Here is a 15,852-nt window from a genome sequence, read left to right on the forward strand (position 1 = left end):
GCTCGTCAATCTCTCTTATTGGGTAAGTAACTGCGTAATATAGATATTCGTCACACTCAGTGGCGCCAGCGCTATCCTTAACCGCCGCAGGAGCGATTCTTTCAACCGGTAAAAACCGCTTCCATGCAATTCATCTGGTCTGGTTTCATGCAAATACGTCTGGAAAATATCCTGAATCCGAGGAATGGCCTTTTGAAGGGTCGCCGCATCCTGCTGTCCCTGTATTTCAACATTAGCTGCCAGTTTCACATAAGTCACTGTCCCATCACGACTATCTAGATTAGCAGTGACTGCTGGGATACCCAAAAGAGAATGTGAGGTCAGCAGATTCTTGATTTTCTGCTGTTCCTGAGTAGTCTGATTACCATGACCGGAAAATGGAAAAACGCCTTTTTCCCATAAAATGAAAATACCTCCTATTAAAAGGAGAAGGCAAACACCACCTATGATCAAAAGGCGTTTTTTGCTGATTTTACCGCCAAGCAGCTGCTTCGACGGCGCTGGAGTTGCTGCGGCAGGCTGCCCTCCGTCTGCTTCTTTTGTTTCTGGGGAGGCGGGCGTTTCACTCATTTATACACAGCTCCTGACCAAAATGGTCCACGTTTATATTCCCACTTTTACTAATTAGAGGCGAACTTCTCAATGAGCCAATCACTTAGAATTTCCCTTATATCATAATTTATCTGATCTAATGAGCCTGCGACACAATATTGAGCCCTCCAGTCAGAGGAAGACTTGATTCTTTGGAGATATGGCGAATATTTTCAACTGCATCCATTGGTCTCGCCCCTAATGGCAAAAATGCTTCATCGTTCAGGCGATAACCCATTCCCCAGCTTGTCCTAAATGGTTCAGAAATTCCTCTTTTCCGGAGCTTCTGACGAACACGACAGATCATGACATCGATTGTTTTACTCGCAGGCATATTTTCAGCGGTATATAGCGCATTTAATATGACCGTCTTGCTTAAAAGGCTACCCCGTCTCTTCACCATCAAGACCATAATCTCATATTCAGCATGAGTCAGCATGAGTGGCTCACCATCCAAAAGGACTTCGTTTGTATCTTCCTTGATTTTTAATCGCCCGATGGTCAGTCCCTGACTGTTATTTTCTCCCCCTTCATGACGACGCACAATGGTTTTTAAACGTGCTAGAAGCTCGACAGGTTCAACACTGATTGACACACAGTCATCTGCACCTGCTGATAAAGCCGCAGCAATCATTTCTGCTGTCAGAAAACGTGCGATAATGAGGATGGGTATATTAAAATGATTATTTCTAATGATCTTGATTAGAGAACATTCCGGCTCAGTTTGCTGGATAACAGCTATATCTGAAGGAAATTCACGCAAAATATTCAGAATCCCTTCACGCCCGGACATCCGCAAGCTGATTTTCCCTTCCAGAATGGCAGATGACAATGTCGCACAAGGGCGACCATCTGTATTTTTCTGTGTATCTCCAATACAAATCAATCTCATGATATTGTCCTATTGAAGCAATCCATCCTTCAAAAGATCTTTTTCAATCCTACGAAAATGGTGAAAACTGAAAGATTGAACTGAAACTTTTCAGAACCCTTATACTAAAAAGGACAGTCAGTTCAAAATTTCGTATTTTATTTATCTCACAAATACGCCCCTTATTCTGGAAAATCACTTGAAATTAACATTCCAGAAATTTTTTATCTCTAATCCGGTCAGTAAGACCATCCCTAAAAGAAAATAACATACTATCATCATATTATATAAATGCTTTGAGCCCCTGTCGTGAGACGGCTTCCAATGTCCTGATTGCTCCTTTTGAATCATTTAAGCATGGAATAAAAGCAAAGGAGCGTCCCCCCGCACCCAGAAACTCCTCGCGCAATTCTCGACCGATTTCATCCAATGTTTCGATACAGTCTGTCATGAAACCAGGTGTCAGAACCGCAATTTCCGTGATATTTTCTTCGGGGAGCTTTGTAACATAAGACGATGTATAAGGTTTAATCCAGTTAGCCGGACCAAAACGGGACTGAAATGTTACAGGGGCTTCTATTTCCGTCATGCCAAGAACCTTTCTCAAAGCATGAGCGGTACGGAAGCACTCATCACGATATGGGTCCCCTTTTGTGATAAAAAACTCTGGCACACCATGAAAGGATAAAATAAGCCGCTGTGGCCTGAAATCTAGCTGTTGCATCGCTGCCCGGACAGACTCTGCCAATGCTTCAATAAAGACCGGATGATCAGGAAAAGACGGGGCTGTAACAATATAAGGCTGACGGCGTAGGCGCATAAGAACACGAAAAAGCTGGTCCTGAGCCGTAGCCGTTGTAGAGGCAGAGTATTGTGGATAAAGAGGTACACTCACAATGCGGTCACACCCCTGTTTCATCAACTCCTGAACAGCATCCTCGATTGAGGGGCGCCCATAGCGCATCCCCCATGCTACGGGAATATCATCTTTTGCAAACTGCTCTGACAGTTTGGCAGCCTGACGTTCAGTATAGACCCGCAGAGGAGAGGCATTTTCCTCCAGATTCCATATTCGCTTATAATTATGCCCACTCTTGAAGGGTCTGCGCGTCAGCACCAAACCCTGTAAAATAGGCTGCCAGATAAGAGACGGAATCTCAACGACACGTTTATCTGAAAGAAACTCTTTCAGGTAACGGCGTACTGCAAAATACCCTGTACCATCAGGCGTACCAAGATTAATCAGAAGGATCCCAACCCGACCATCAGTCTGGGAAGAAATAGGTGGAGGAGGAGAGATAAAAATACTCATATCCCTATGACTATGGACCTCCCCCACGTGAAAGAAAAGGAAAAGAGACTTAAGAGAAACTTACGATTTCCAAAGCGGCGAATCCTTACCTAGTAATTTCTGCTCAACCAGGCTCTCGGCAATCTGCACAGCATTCAGGGCAGCACCTTTACGAAGATTGTCAGAAACACACCAGAATGCCAGACCATTTTCAACTGTAGGATCAACCCTCAGGCGCGAAACGTAAGTATCATCTTCTCCGACACATTCAATAGGCGTTACGTAACCACCATCTTCACGTTCATCGCGTAACACAACACCAGGCGCACTCCGTAAGGCATCCTGAGCCTTACGCAAGTCGACTGGCTTTTCACATTCAATGGAAATAGCCTCAGAATGACCAATAAAGACGGGCACCCTTACGCATGTTGCAAGCACCTTGATATCAGAGTCGAGAATTTTACGTGTCTCAACCGCCATTTTCCATTCCTCCTTAGTCGAGCCATCTTCTAGAAAACGGTCAATATGAGGAATGACATTAAAGGCAATCTGCTTGGTGAATTGCTTTATATCAGGCGCATCATTGACAAAACTGCCACGCGTTTGTGTGAAAAGTTCGTCCATTCCTGTTTTACCAGCACCGGACACAGCCTGGTACGTTGAAACAACAACACGACGAATTTTAAAAAGATCATGCAAGGGTTTTAACGCTACAACCATTTGTGCCGTGGAGCAGTTTGGATTGGCGATAATCCCTTTCTTCGCCTTTTTTAAAGCCGAAGCATTAACTTCCGGCACAACAAGCGGGATACCCGGCTCCATACGAAAATGGGATGTATTATCGACCACAAGACAATGAGCCGCTGCCGCTTTGGGTGCATAAATTGCCGAAACAGCCCCACCAGGAGAAAAGAGACCAAGGTCCCAGCCCTTAAAATCAAACGTCTCAAGATTCTGGACTTTTAAGACTTTTTTATCTCCAAAAGAGACTTCTTTTCCTACAGAGCGGGGAGAAGCAAGAGCAACGACCTCATCCACCGGAAAATTACGTTCTGCCAAAATACGTAGTAACTCACGCCCTACTGCTCCGGTTGCACCGGCAACAGCCACTTTATAACCCATTATTATTCTCCATGGCACTGGGCCTATGACCCTGTCTCAACTCTATAGAAATCAAGTAAATTTAAGAAAACCATTCCCCGCTCATCAACGCAAGAGCCAAGTTCTAATAAAGAACCTAAATAATGCGGCCTTTTATTTACAAACGACCCGCAGACTCAGACTTTTAGCTTTTTCCATAGAGCAGAAAGCTTATGACGTTTCTGTTCTATAACAGTACGCCAGCTTGTCGCCATGTAATTAAGTTGAATTGTCCTGCGGGGCCCCGAATAAGGCAGGTGCCCATGCCAGCTCGACGGATGGTTGGGGAAAATTACCAATGTCCCTCCTCTAGGAGGAATTTCCACCACATAATCATCAATATGATCTGGCCCCCGTGTAAAACGCAGACATCCCTCATGAGACGCCCAGTCACGCTCAGGATCGTTCATATAAAGGAGGATCGTGACACGTTTTGACTGACTATCTAAATGAATACGGCCATCTTTTTCCCGGGTCTGCCCCCGCAAAGTCAGCATGGTCGGAGCATTGCGGAGATCAATACCAAATTTTTTTCCGATGAGTGATTTAAGCCTATTGCCTTGAAACTCTTCCAGAAAGTTGGAAAATTCAGCCCCCATGGAAAGAGACTGAGGTGCAAAAGACCCTCCCGCTTCAATAGAAGGGAAAAGCGTAACCAGACGCCGCAGTCCCTCTCCACGTAAAAAGTCGGGCACAATAATGTGGGGACAGGGCAGGTCTTGAAGAGGTGCAGATTCAACTGCCTCATAATGCAGAAGCTCAACCATAATGAAATGATGCTAACGCTCTTCTCTCCCCCTTGGCAAGACGGCTCTCCATGCTTAACTCAGAAAATCCTTTCAATGGTTTTTATTCTCCCTCAAAATAAGGTAAAATCGTTTTATCAGGGGAAACAATAGGTTCAAGCAATGAGTACAAGCCTGCCAAACGGTCTTCCGGATGACCGTGATGCCGTCAATAGCGAGAATATCGCCTATTTGAACGAGCTTCATTTACGTTGGCAAAAAAACCCTGAAACTGTTGATCAGAGCTATGCTGCTCTCTTTGAGACATTGGGAGATGGCCCCCTCTCTTTTGCCGCTCATTCTGAAACATCCCCTTCTTCAGGACATAACAGCGAATCTCTTAAAAATGCCTATCGCACTCTTGGGCACCTCCAAGCACAGCTTGACCCGTTAGGTTTATGTAAACCACGAGGGAAAGAAGACCCTGCATTTGCAGGCCATAATCCACATCTGGCTGCGCGTTATGAGCGTTATTACTGCCAGACAGTGGGGGTGGAGTTCATGCACCTTCTTTCAACACAGGAACAGCAATGGTGGATTGACAGAATTGAGACAAATCACCAGCCTCCTCTTCCCCTGACCTCATCAGAGATTCTGACAGACCTGATCCAGGCGGAAGCCTTTGAGGCATATTGTCAGCAACGTTTCCCCGGTATGAGGCGTTTCGGTCTGGATGGCGGTGAGAGTCTGATCGTGGCCCTCAAAACCCTCATTCATCTTGCTGCTGGAGAGAAGGTCGATACCATCACATTCGGGATGCCGCATCGTGGTCGTCTCAATGTCATGACCAATATTCTGAACAAGCCTCTTGCAGCCATTTTCAGTGAGTTTGCAGGCCGGTATTTTCAGCCCGAAAAGATTACAGTCTCAGGCGATGTCAAATATCATCTTGGTGCTTCCACGCAGATCACCCTGCGTGGCCAGGAAATAAAACTCACTTTATTGCCCAACCCTTCTCACCTTGAAGCCATTGACCCTGTCGTATTAGGGCGCGTACGCGCCTTGCAGGACAACTATAAAGACACAGAACGCAACCATCATCTCGGCCTCCTCATTCATGGTGATGCGGCTTTTGCCGGTCAGGGGATGGTCTATGAAGTCCTTCAGCTTTCACAATTGAAAGGCTATCAGACTGGCGGAACGATTCATGTCATCGTCAATAATCAGATCGGCTTTACGACACCCACAGAAAATGCCCATTCCGGTTATTGGAATAGCGATGGCGCCAAGACCGTTCAGGCTCCTATCCTGCATGTAAATGGTGATGATATAGAAGCCGTCACCCGGTGCATGGTGCTTGCCTATGAATGGCAACGCCACTTCAAGCGCGATATTGTACTTGATATTCAGTGCTATCGCCGTAATGGGCATAACGAAACTGACGAGGCGGCCTTCACGCAACCTCTTATGGTTGATGCCATACAGGCCCATCCTTCTGTTGCACAAATTTATGAAAAAACCCTGACTCAAAGAGGGACTCTGGATAAAGACGCCGTTACACAGAGTAAACAAGATTACCAAAAGACTCTCCAGGACGCTTTTGAACATTCAGCGAACTACCAGTTTGATTCCACCCAGTGGTTTGGTGATGGCCCGCTGGATCCCACGCGCCTCCTCGATGAGCCGGAACGTCTACAACCCATGACTGGCGTCCCGCTGAAACGCCTTGATGAGGTCGGCACGGCCCTGGGACATGTTCCATCAGGGTTCACGCTTCATCCCCGCTTGAAGAAACTGCTTGAAAACCGCACAGTTTCTGTCGAAAAAGGCGGCCCTGTTGATTGGGCTACAGCCGAAGCTCTTGCCTTTGGCTCTGTAGCACTGGACGGCCACTCTATCCGGCTTTCTGGACAGGATTGCGGACGAGGGACATTTACCCAGCGTCATGCTGTTTTAACAGACCAGAAAACCGGGCAGAATTTCACGCCTCTCGCCCATTTAAACCACCGTCAGGGAGCTGTTGATATCTGGAACTCGCCACTCTCTGAGTATGGGGTTCTGGGTTATGAATATGGCTATAGCATCGGCAACCCTGAAGCCCTTACATTATGGGAAGCCCAGTTTGGGGATTTCGCCAATGGAGCACAGATTATCATTGACCAGTTCCTTGCGTCTGGTGAAACAAAATGGCTCTATAGTTCCGGCCTGACTCTTCTTCTGCCTCATGGACATGAGGGAGCGGGGCCTGAACATTCATCAGCACGCCCGGAACGTTTTTTACAGCTTTGTGCTGAAAACAACTTCCGTATTTGCTGGCCCTCTACGCCTGCAAACTACTTCCATGCGCTTCGGAGGCAGATTGTACGCCGATGCCGGAAACCTCTGGTGATTTTCAGTCCGAAATCTCTCCTGCGTCATCCTCTCGCCGTTTCATCACTGAAAGAAATGGGACCGCAAACACGCTTCCAGCCTGTTCTGCCAGACCTGGAAGTGCCCGAAAATGCCAAACGTATAATCCTTTGTAGTGGCAAGGTCTATTATGACCTCCTTCAGGCACGTGAGGATAAGGATGAAAAGGACACAGCCCTTATCCGGCTAGAACAACTCTATCCTTTTCCCCATCACGCCATTATTGAGATTCTCCGCCAGCAAAGCTGCGCCCGCGATGTCATCTGGTGCCAGGAAGAGCCGCAAAATGCAGGCGCTTGGCAGTTCCTCGACCGCCGGCTTGAACGCGCCCTTCGGGACGCAAACCACCCCGTCAAACAGGCACGTTATGTTGGACGAAAGGCTGCGGCAGCACCTGCTACCGGATTTGCACATAGTCATCAGGCAGAACAGAAAAACCTGCTGGAGAAAGCTCTTGCCCCTGATGATATAAAGCATCCTTCCTGTGCATGATTTTACCGTCCTTCCCGCACCATTCTCAGGCTTTATCGCAAAGGCTCCTTTATGACAGAGACGCATCATAGACAGAATTCATTACGTTTTGGACCTGATCATTCTGGTCATTTCGGCCCTTATGGGGGACGATTTGTCGCAGAAACGCTCATGCCGCTCCTGATTGAGCTTGAGAAAGCTTACGCCATCGCCAAAGATGACCCGCAATTTCACTCAGAACTTAAACATTATCTCCGTGATTATGTCGGCCGTCCCAGCCCGTTATGGCATGCACAACATCTAAGTGAAACGATCGGAGGGGCACAGCTTTACCTCAAGCGTGAAGACCTCAATCATACAGGCTCGCATAAGCTTAATAATGTCATGGGGCAGATTCTCCTCGCCCGACGTATGGGGAAAACCCGTATTGTCGCTGAAACCGGAGCAGGTCAGCATGGTGTAGCCACAGCGACAGTCTGCGCCTTATTCGGCCTTCAATGCGTCATTTATATGGGCGCTACGGATGTTGAGAGACAAAAGCCGAATGTCTTCAGGATGCACCTTCTGGGCGCTGAGGTCAAAGCCGTGACAGCGGGAGCTGGCACCCTCAAGGACGCCATGAATGAGGCCATGCGTGACTGGGTTGCTCATGTAGAGGATACCTATTTTCTGGTCGGCACCGTAGCCGGCCCTCACCCTTACCCGACAATGGTGAGAGATTTTCAGTCTGTCATAGGAATTGAGGCCAGAGAGCAGATCCAGCAACAAACAGGACGCCTGCCAGATGGAATTATCGCTGCCATTGGTGGTGGCTCCAATGCCATGGGTATTTTCCACCCATTCCTTGATGATCAATCCGTTGCTCTCTATGGGGTGGAAGCGGCTGGTCTGGGGTTGGATAGTGGCAAAACCGCCGCTTCCATTTCACTGGGGAAACCAGGTGTCTTACATGGTAACCGGACTTATCTGCTTCAGGACCAGTATGGCCAGATCGAAGAAGCACATTCTATCAGTGCCGGTTTGGATTATCCCGGCATTGGGCCTGAACATTCATGGCTCAATGATATTGGCCGTGTCTCCTATGTGGGCGTAACAGATCAGGAAGCACTGGAAGCCTTTCAGCTTCTGACCCTGAAAGAAGGAATTATTCCTGCCCTTGAAAGTGCCCATGCCGTTGCCTATGCACAGAAAATGGCGCCCACAATGCGCGAGAATCAGATTTTGATCGTTAATATTTCTGGCCGCGGAGACAAAGACGTCCCCACAGTTGCAGCACATCTTGGTGTTACGTTGTAAAGGAACGCCCTCAATGAGCCGTATTTCAGACTGTTTTGCCCGCCTAAAAGCAGAAGGCCGTGGCGCTCTCATTCCTTATATCGAAGCATTTGACCCTGATTATGAAACATCCCAAAAACTTCTGGCTGCCATTGCCGAAGAAGGGGCTGATCTGATCGAAGTTGGAGTCCCTTTTTCTGATCCTGCCGCTGATGGCCCCACCATTCAGCTTGCTGCCAAACGGGCCTTGAAGGCCGGAGCCAATCTACCCAGAATTTTGGAAATGGTTGCTCATTTCCGCAAGGATAATGACAAAACCCCCATTATTTTAATGGGTTATCTCAATCCTATTGAGCAATTCGGCACAGACCGGTTTTTACAGGAAGCAGCCCGCTCAGGTGTAGATGGCCTGATCATTGTTGACCTTCCTTATGAAGAAGCAAAAGAAATCCGTGCTACAGCCAAAGAGAAAGGGCTGGATCTCATCACCCTGACAGCGCCCAATACCCCTCAGGATCGTCTTGAAATGATCCTGAGGGAGGCTACTGGCTTTGTCTATTTTGTCAGTATTACAGGCATCACGGGCACGCGAAGCGCGAGCGAAGAACGGCTTGAAAAAGCAATTGCCCGCCTACGCCTTGCAACAGACCTCCCCATTGTGACTGGGTTTGGTATCAGTACACCCGAACAAGCGAAATCTGCCTCACGCATCAGTGACGGTGCCGTCGTCGCTTCTGCCTTGATCAAGGAAATGGCCACAACATTACAGGATGATGCCGCAAGCAGTGAGACAATTCCGACTTTTATCCGTTTTCTGAAAAAACTGGCTGAAGCCGTCCGGTCCTGAAACAGAAAAAAGCCACGTTCTTTTTATTTTTAAGGAACGTGGCAGAAAATAGACTTTATAAGCTCTCTTTCTGGAAACGTCTCAGACCAAATCCAAACATCAGAGACGAAATTCCAGCCATTAAGAGCTCAACAGCAATCAGGGTACCAAGGAAAAAGAGACCCGACCAGGGCAGATACCAATAAAGCAGGCAACCAACAACCAATGTCACCCCGCCACTAAGAGCAGAGACCCACCAGTCTGGTGACTGATCGCGGACACCCACTGCCCAGAAAATACGGCTGAATCCGCCAAGAACAAGAAAACCTGCAAGAATTGCTGTCAGAAGCTGAGACCCTGCAACAGGCTCCACACAGAGAATAAGACCTGCAAAAAGGATAAAGACCCCCATCAGAAGATTAATCCAGCGTCCATGCCGGTTTGTTTTAAAATGCATAATACCCTGAACGAGCTGAATGATGCCCCCAGCCATAAGCAGTATCCCCAATACGACTGTACTGGCTAAAGTGACACTAAAGGCGTCCACACAGGCGATAATTCCCAAAATAATAAGGGCAATACCCATACCGATAAACCAACCCGGTCTTAATCCGATGTTACTTTGATCTTCAGAGATATTTTCAAAACGATTCGGTCCACTCATATTTTCCTCCCCATTTATGAATATATGCTGTTTTCTCTTGGTCTTTCCCTGACTATCCTATCATGAAGGCTAGCCTTTTATAGGGTTCTTGAGGTAATCAGTAACAAGACTATGCCACATCCCCTGTCACTTGATCATTAACAAAGAACAGAAACAGGGCTCTAATCCGCGGAGAGTAAACAGAAGACCATGAGCTGGCTGACCGAATATGTGCGTCCCAAACTGAGGAGCCTGCTGCAAAAGGACATCCCAGACAACCTCTGGACCAATTGTGATTCATGCTCGCAGATGCTGCTGATTCGTGACCTGGAACGCAACATGAAAGTGTGCCCTCATTGTGGCCATCATATGCGGGCCTCTGCTCATGAGCGCCTGAAATGGACTTTCGATGACGGCAATTATACCACAATCGATCTGCCCCAGATGCCTGCTGATCCACTCGGATTCCGTGATTCCAAGAAATATACGGACCGCCTGAAGGCTGCCCGTACCAAGACAGCGTTGGATGAAGCCTTGCTCGTCGCCCATGGGATGATTGGTGGCAAGCCAGCCGTTGTTGCTGTAATGGCTTTTGAATTCCTTGCCGGCACTATGGGCGCAGCCTTGGGCGAAGCCTTCCTCGCAGCATGCCACCTGGCCATCCTACAGAAAGCCCCTCTGATTATTTTCACCGCTTCAGGGGGAGCCCGTATGCAGGAAGGCATTATCAGTTTGATGCAGATGCCCCGTACAACAATCGGCGTACAAATGCTGCGTGAAGCCCACCTTCCTTATATCGTGGTTCTTACAAACCCAACAACAGGCGGTGTTTCAGCCTCTTTTGCTATGCTGGGCGATGTTCATATCGCAGAACCCAATGCCCTGATTGCCTTTGCTGGACCACGCGTCATTAAGGATACGGTCCGTGAAGAATTACCAGAAGGGTTTCAGCGTTCTGAATATCTTTGTGAGCACGGCATGGTCGATATCGTGGCACAACGCTCTGAACTCCCTGCTTTACTGAAGAAACTGGTCTCTCTTCTAGGACCATCCACCTCAGAACAGGCACAAAAAAGCGAAGATTTCGTTTAATTACCTCTTTAGCAGGGAAAATAGCATGACTCAGCAAACTTTGCCTCCTATCGGCGAATATCGTGGCAAAGCGGGGTCTATTCTGGCCCGTTTGCAGGAATTGCATCCTAAACTGATTGACCTGTCATTAGGGCGACTTGAGGCCCTTTTGGCAAAACTCGGCAACCCTGAAAAAAAACTACCACCTGTCATACATGTTGCCGGAACAAATGGGAAAGGCAGCACATGCGCTAATTTAAGAGCAATTTCTGAGGCAGCAGGCTTACGCGTCCACGTCATGACCAGCCCTCACCTCCTGAGTGTTACGGAAAGATTCCGCCTTGCCGGCAAACTGGTTTCAGAAGAAACACTTATTGCAACACTTGAAGAAATCGAACGCGTCAATAATCAGGATCCAATCACTGTTTTTGAAGTATTAACTGCTGCAGGGTTTTTACTTTTCTCCCGTAACCCTGCCGATCTTGCCATTATTGAAGTCGGTTTGGGAGGGCGTTTTGACGCGACCAATGTCATTTCAGCACCCAAAGCCTGTGTCATCACTTCCATCAGTCTGGATCATCAGGCATTCTTGGGACAGGATATTCTCGCCATTGCTACAGAGAAAGCGGGCATTATCAAAAATAACGTCCCGGTAATCGTCGCGCCTCAGGAAGAAAACGTCACGAATCTTATACGCTCAATAGCACGGGATCATAACGCGCCCTGTCTTGTCCTGAAAGATGAGATTACCATTCAGGAAACAGATCATGGCCTTGAATTTCATGACAGACTGGGTCCGCTTTCTCTGCCCAGACCCGCCTTAGAAGGTCCTCATCAAGCAGAAAATGCCGCTTTGGCCATTACAGCTTTACGCGCATCAGGGTTGGAATTGCCAGAGGCAGCCTATCAGGCCATTGCCCAGGCACGTTGGCCTGCACGTCTACAACCTCTTACAGGCAAACTGGCCGGGCTTATACCATCAGACTGGTCACTCATCCTTGATGGAGGACATAATCCTGGTGCGGGAGAAGCTCTGGCTGCGGTTCTCAAAAAGTGGAAAGATCACCCGGTTCATCTGATTGTCGGTTTGAAAGACAGTAAAGATGCCAGCGGTTTTCTACGGCCACTTATAGCTTATGCTGAAACGATACAGGCTGTAGCAGAACCGGAACAGCATCTCGCCATGAATATTGAAACCATTTTAGCCTCAGCCCAAAAAGCAGGTGGATCAGCACGTCCTGGGCCAACCATAAAGGAAGCCCTGTCTTATTTACAGGAGCATTTCGGTCATGAAAAAAAAGCACATGTGCTCATCTGTGGCAGTCTCTACCTCGCCGGCTGTGCCCTTGCACAGGATGGCGCAACTCTGCTTTGAAGAAATAAGGTTTTATCCACATTTCCATGAGTGATTTTATTTCCTCTCTGTCTGATTCCTCACCCAAGGGGATTTCTACCCTGCTGGAACGCTCTCTGCCTGCCAACCTGGCAGCAGAACAGGCTTTGCTTGGCGCCATTCTGACCAATAACAAAGCCTATGAGCATGTCTCTGATTTTTTATATGCGACCCATTTTTCAGACCCGATCAATGGTCGTATCTATGACGCAATGTCGCGCCGGATTGAGCGTGGTCAGCTTGCTGACCCCGTCACAATGCGCGCTGAATTTGAACATAGTGGCATTTTAAAAGACGCTGGTGGTCCTACCTATCTGGCGCAATTAATGAATGCCATGGTTGGTATCGTCAATGCTGGCGATTATGGCCGCGTTATCCATGATTGCTGGATCAGGCGTCAGCTGATCGAAATTGGCGAAAATGTCGTCAATAACGCCTATGGTGCTCGCCCCGATCTTGACGGTTCAGACCAGATTGCCGCCTCTGAAGAAGAGCTTTTCAAACTTGCCACTGATAAAGGACAGGACGGCGGATTTGTCTCTTTTGAACAGGCCCTGACTGATGCCCTTGTTACAGCAGAGCAGGCTTTTCAACGCACAGGCGACATTGTCGGTCTGACGTCCGGGTTGCGTGATTTTGACAAGAAAACCGGTGGTCTGCATCCGTCTGACTTGCTGATTCTCGCTGGTCGCCCAGCTATGGGGAAAACGGCACTCGCAACCAAGATCGCCTTCTCTGCTGCCCAGGCCCTCATGCGTGAAGCTGAAGATCAGGGGAAACCTCTCAAAGGCAGCGTTGCTATTTTTTCACTCGAAATGTCGGCTGAACAACTTGCCACCCGTATTTTATCGGAACAGTCTGAAGTATCAGGCGAGCGTATCCGCCGAGGCGATATTGGACAGAAGGAATATGACCGTTTTGTCCGCGTATCGCGTGAGCTACAGAAATTACCACTCCATATTGATGATACGCCTGCCTTGTCGCTTTCAGCGATGAGAACACGCTGCCGACGTCTTGCCCGTACAAAAGGGCTGAGCCTTGTTGTCGTTGATTATCTACAATTAATGAGACCGGCCATCGGCACACACCCTGAAAGCCGCGTGCTAGAAATCTCCATGATTACACAGGGCCTCAAGGCAATCGCCAAAGAACTTTCTGTTCCGGTTATTGCATTATCCCAGCTTTCCCGTCAGGTCGAATCCCGTGAAGATAAGCGTCCCATGCTTTCTGACCTACGTGAATCAGGCTCTATTGAGCAGGATGCTGATCTGGTCATGTTTGTCTATCGCGATGAATATTATCTGCAACAGCGCCAACCAAAGGAAACTGCCTTTGAGGGTGCCGATAAATATCAGGTTGCCCTTGATGACTGGCAACGTAAAATGGCTGCCGTCCACAACAAAGCTGAGCTAATTCTGGAAAAACAGCGTCATGGTCCCACTGGGACAATACAGCTCTTTTTCGATGGTCAATATACACGCTTTTCGGACCTTGATACCTTCCATGATTAAAAACGAAACAAAAGTGTTGAAAGCATAAAACTTTCATTCCGTGCACCAACACTTTTCATTTTATGGCTGAGAAAGACGTAACCGCCATCGACCTCCCAGCTTATATGCTGGTCTATCTGCCATAAAATACGTCCCTGTGGAGCAACACCAATCCGCTGCCCCGCCGTCCGAAGTGCTCGCCCTGAAAAAATTTTATATCGCCCTGAAATTCCATAAACAGCATCCGAGCGACGCTCTCTCCATAAAAATGGCGCCTTGAGCCGTATGCTTAAACCACAAATGGGCGCAATACTGGCGACAGGGCTGATGGACATGACATTGGAGCGGCCAAAAGTCCTCGTTGCGTCAAAGCTTCCCGATTGAGGTGAAAAAGGAGCGACAAAGCCATTTAACGCTCCATGACGGCGGTCCAGTTTCCCCCCGGAATAAAGCTCTGCCTGAATCCCGATGAAAGGGTGCCAAGATGATTGGGAATGACGCCATCCCATAATCGTATGAAGGGCGTAGGCACTGACCCTCCGGTCTGGTCCACTCGCACCATGAAAATGACCAAATTGGTAAATAGCCCCCCAATCATATTCAAATTCCGGCAGACTCCCATAAAAACGGATGCCTATATTCTGCCTTGTCTGTGTCCCTTCCGTCGCGCCTGTTCTATGCTCTGCCCGTGCTTGCTGTCCTCCAAAGCGAAACCCTAACCAGAACAAATTCAGAAAAGAACGCTGCTCTCTTTTTCCCCAATAGAGAGAAGGCAAGACGTAAGCAACATTGACGCCATAAAGACGTGTCGTCTCATCAAAACCTCCCCCAAAATTATGTGTATTATGGAGCGAGGTCCCAATAAAATTAAAAACGTCAAGCTTAAAACTGTTCCATAATGCGTACGCTCTTACGCCATTCCATGAGAGAGGCACATCAGGCGTATCACGATTATAAAGAAGCCATGCTGGCGCATCGAGAAATTGCTGTCGCCCAATCATAAGACCTGTCTTGGCCGATACCAGCTTTCCCTTCAATTCAATAAATAACTGTTGTAGCCCGATCCGCCGCCGCCACGTATTATCATAGCCATAAGGCCGCCATCCGCCAGCATTTGCGTTCAGTATCTGCGTAAAAAAACGGACATGCTGCCCTAGATGCAAATCTGCGCCAAGCAGATTCATCACTGAAAATCGTCCAGAATGGCGGGTATGAGCCATACCTAATTGTGGACGGGACTCACTCCAGTTCCTGATACGGGAAAGCCCTGAAAAACTAAGCCAGATAGTTTTTGAATTATTTAAGGCAATAAACTTTAAAACATCTAAAGGGTCATTTGCCCTGTGCGGATCCTTTAAACGGCTCCAATCCTCTGCCCATGGTGCCTCTCCGTACACTCCAACAGGACCAAAACCCGCAAACTCTCCATCCCCCCAATTGAAACGCCCCCACTGCCCTTGATGACCATTGGACGATTTTATATTCCTGTCCCATACACGGCGCGGCTGCCCAACCACTCCAGGCTGCGGAAGTGCCTCGATCTCCGGGATGGGACTAAAAGCTGTTTTTGTTGTTTCTGCTCGTACTGAAGCATAGCCACAACCCAGCGTCAAAAGTACACTTCCGATTATAAGAAACTTTTGACGCATATTCCTA

Annotated in this window: 13 protein-coding genes; 6 read left to right on the forward strand and 7 right to left on the reverse strand. The window is 48.1% G+C overall.

The window, feature by feature from the left end:
- Positions 1 to 15: 15 nt before the first annotated feature.
- The 5 genes from AC3B6P_RS01315 to AC3B6P_RS01335 form a co-directional block, all read right to left on the reverse strand.
- Entirely contained in the window at positions 16 to 570 is a 555-nt protein-coding gene (locus AC3B6P_RS01315) for a flagellar basal body-associated FliL family protein (RefSeq protein ID WP_489804357.1), read from the reverse strand.
- Positions 571 to 688: 118 nt separating this feature from the next.
- Positions 689 to 1,483: a response regulator transcription factor gene (locus AC3B6P_RS01320; RefSeq protein WP_489804358.1), complete on the reverse strand. Its 795-nt coding sequence runs from the start codon at positions 1,481 to 1,483 to the stop codon at positions 689 to 691.
- A 262-nt stretch (positions 1,484 to 1,745) separates the two neighbouring features.
- Positions 1,746 to 2,774 (reverse strand): ferrochelatase, encoded by a 1,029-nt coding sequence (hemH, locus tag AC3B6P_RS01325; protein ID WP_489804359.1) that lies wholly within the window; start codon positions 2,772 to 2,774, stop codon positions 1,746 to 1,748.
- Positions 2,775 to 2,834: 60 nt separating this feature from the next.
- Positions 2,835 to 3,875 (reverse strand): aspartate-semialdehyde dehydrogenase, encoded by a 1,041-nt coding sequence (locus AC3B6P_RS01330; protein WP_489804360.1) that lies wholly within the window; start codon positions 3,873 to 3,875, stop codon positions 2,835 to 2,837.
- A gap of 155 nt (positions 3,876 to 4,030) precedes the next feature.
- Positions 4,031 to 4,660, reverse strand: coding sequence for a 2OG-Fe(II) oxygenase (locus AC3B6P_RS01335; protein WP_489804361.1), 630 nt, complete (start codon positions 4,658 to 4,660; stop codon positions 4,031 to 4,033).
- Between the two features lie 141 nt (positions 4,661 to 4,801).
- Between AC3B6P_RS01335 and AC3B6P_RS01340 the strand changes: the two genes are divergently transcribed.
- Genes AC3B6P_RS01340 through trpA form a run of 3 tightly spaced genes read left to right on the forward strand, consistent with a single transcriptional unit; the run spans position 4,802 to position 9,620 of the window.
- Positions 4,802 to 7,519, forward strand: coding sequence for a 2-oxoglutarate dehydrogenase E1 component (locus tag AC3B6P_RS01340; RefSeq protein ID WP_489804362.1), 2,718 nt, complete (start codon positions 4,802 to 4,804; stop codon positions 7,517 to 7,519).
- Positions 7,520 to 7,570: 51 nt separating this feature from the next.
- Positions 7,571 to 8,794, forward strand: coding sequence for a tryptophan synthase subunit beta (gene trpB / locus AC3B6P_RS01345; RefSeq protein WP_489804363.1), 1,224 nt, complete (start codon positions 7,571 to 7,573; stop codon positions 8,792 to 8,794).
- Between the two features lie 13 nt (positions 8,795 to 8,807).
- A complete protein-coding gene (gene trpA / locus AC3B6P_RS01350) occupies positions 8,808 to 9,620 on the forward strand; it encodes a tryptophan synthase subunit alpha (RefSeq protein WP_489804364.1) in 813 nt (270 codons plus the stop codon).
- Positions 9,621 to 9,675: 55 nt separating this feature from the next.
- Here the strand turns inward: trpA and AC3B6P_RS01355 are convergent, their stop codons facing one another.
- Positions 9,676 to 10,263, reverse strand: a complete 588-nt coding sequence (locus tag AC3B6P_RS01355; RefSeq protein ID WP_489804365.1) for an HdeD family acid-resistance protein — start codon at positions 10,261 to 10,263, stop codon at positions 9,676 to 9,678.
- 189 nt (positions 10,264 to 10,452) lie between these two features.
- On the opposite strand from AC3B6P_RS01355, the gene accD reads away from it, so the two are divergent.
- Genes accD through AC3B6P_RS01370 form a run of 3 tightly spaced genes read left to right on the forward strand, consistent with a single transcriptional unit; the run spans position 10,453 to position 14,217 of the window.
- Positions 10,453 to 11,334, forward strand: a complete 882-nt coding sequence (accD, locus tag AC3B6P_RS01360) for an acetyl-CoA carboxylase, carboxyltransferase subunit beta (protein WP_489804366.1) — start codon at positions 10,453 to 10,455, stop codon at positions 11,332 to 11,334.
- Positions 11,335 to 11,359: 25 nt separating this feature from the next.
- Positions 11,360 to 12,688 (forward strand): bifunctional folylpolyglutamate synthase/dihydrofolate synthase, encoded by a 1,329-nt coding sequence (locus AC3B6P_RS01365; RefSeq protein WP_489804367.1) that lies wholly within the window; start codon positions 11,360 to 11,362, stop codon positions 12,686 to 12,688.
- A gap of 26 nt (positions 12,689 to 12,714) precedes the next feature.
- The gene (locus tag AC3B6P_RS01370) at positions 12,715 to 14,217 is read left to right on the forward strand and encodes a replicative DNA helicase (protein ID WP_489804368.1); all 1,503 of its coding nucleotides are present in this window, start codon (positions 12,715 to 12,717) and stop codon (positions 14,215 to 14,217) included.
- On the opposite strand, the gene AC3B6P_RS01375 is transcribed toward AC3B6P_RS01370, so the two are convergent.
- Positions 14,214 to 15,845, reverse strand: coding sequence for an alginate export family protein (locus tag AC3B6P_RS01375; RefSeq protein WP_489804369.1), 1,632 nt, complete (start codon positions 15,843 to 15,845; stop codon positions 14,214 to 14,216). The genes AC3B6P_RS01370 and AC3B6P_RS01375 overlap by 4 nt on opposite strands.
- Positions 15,846 to 15,852 lie beyond the last annotated feature (7 nt).

The sequence above is a fragment of the Aristophania sp. ESL1142 genome (assembly GCF_058107345.1).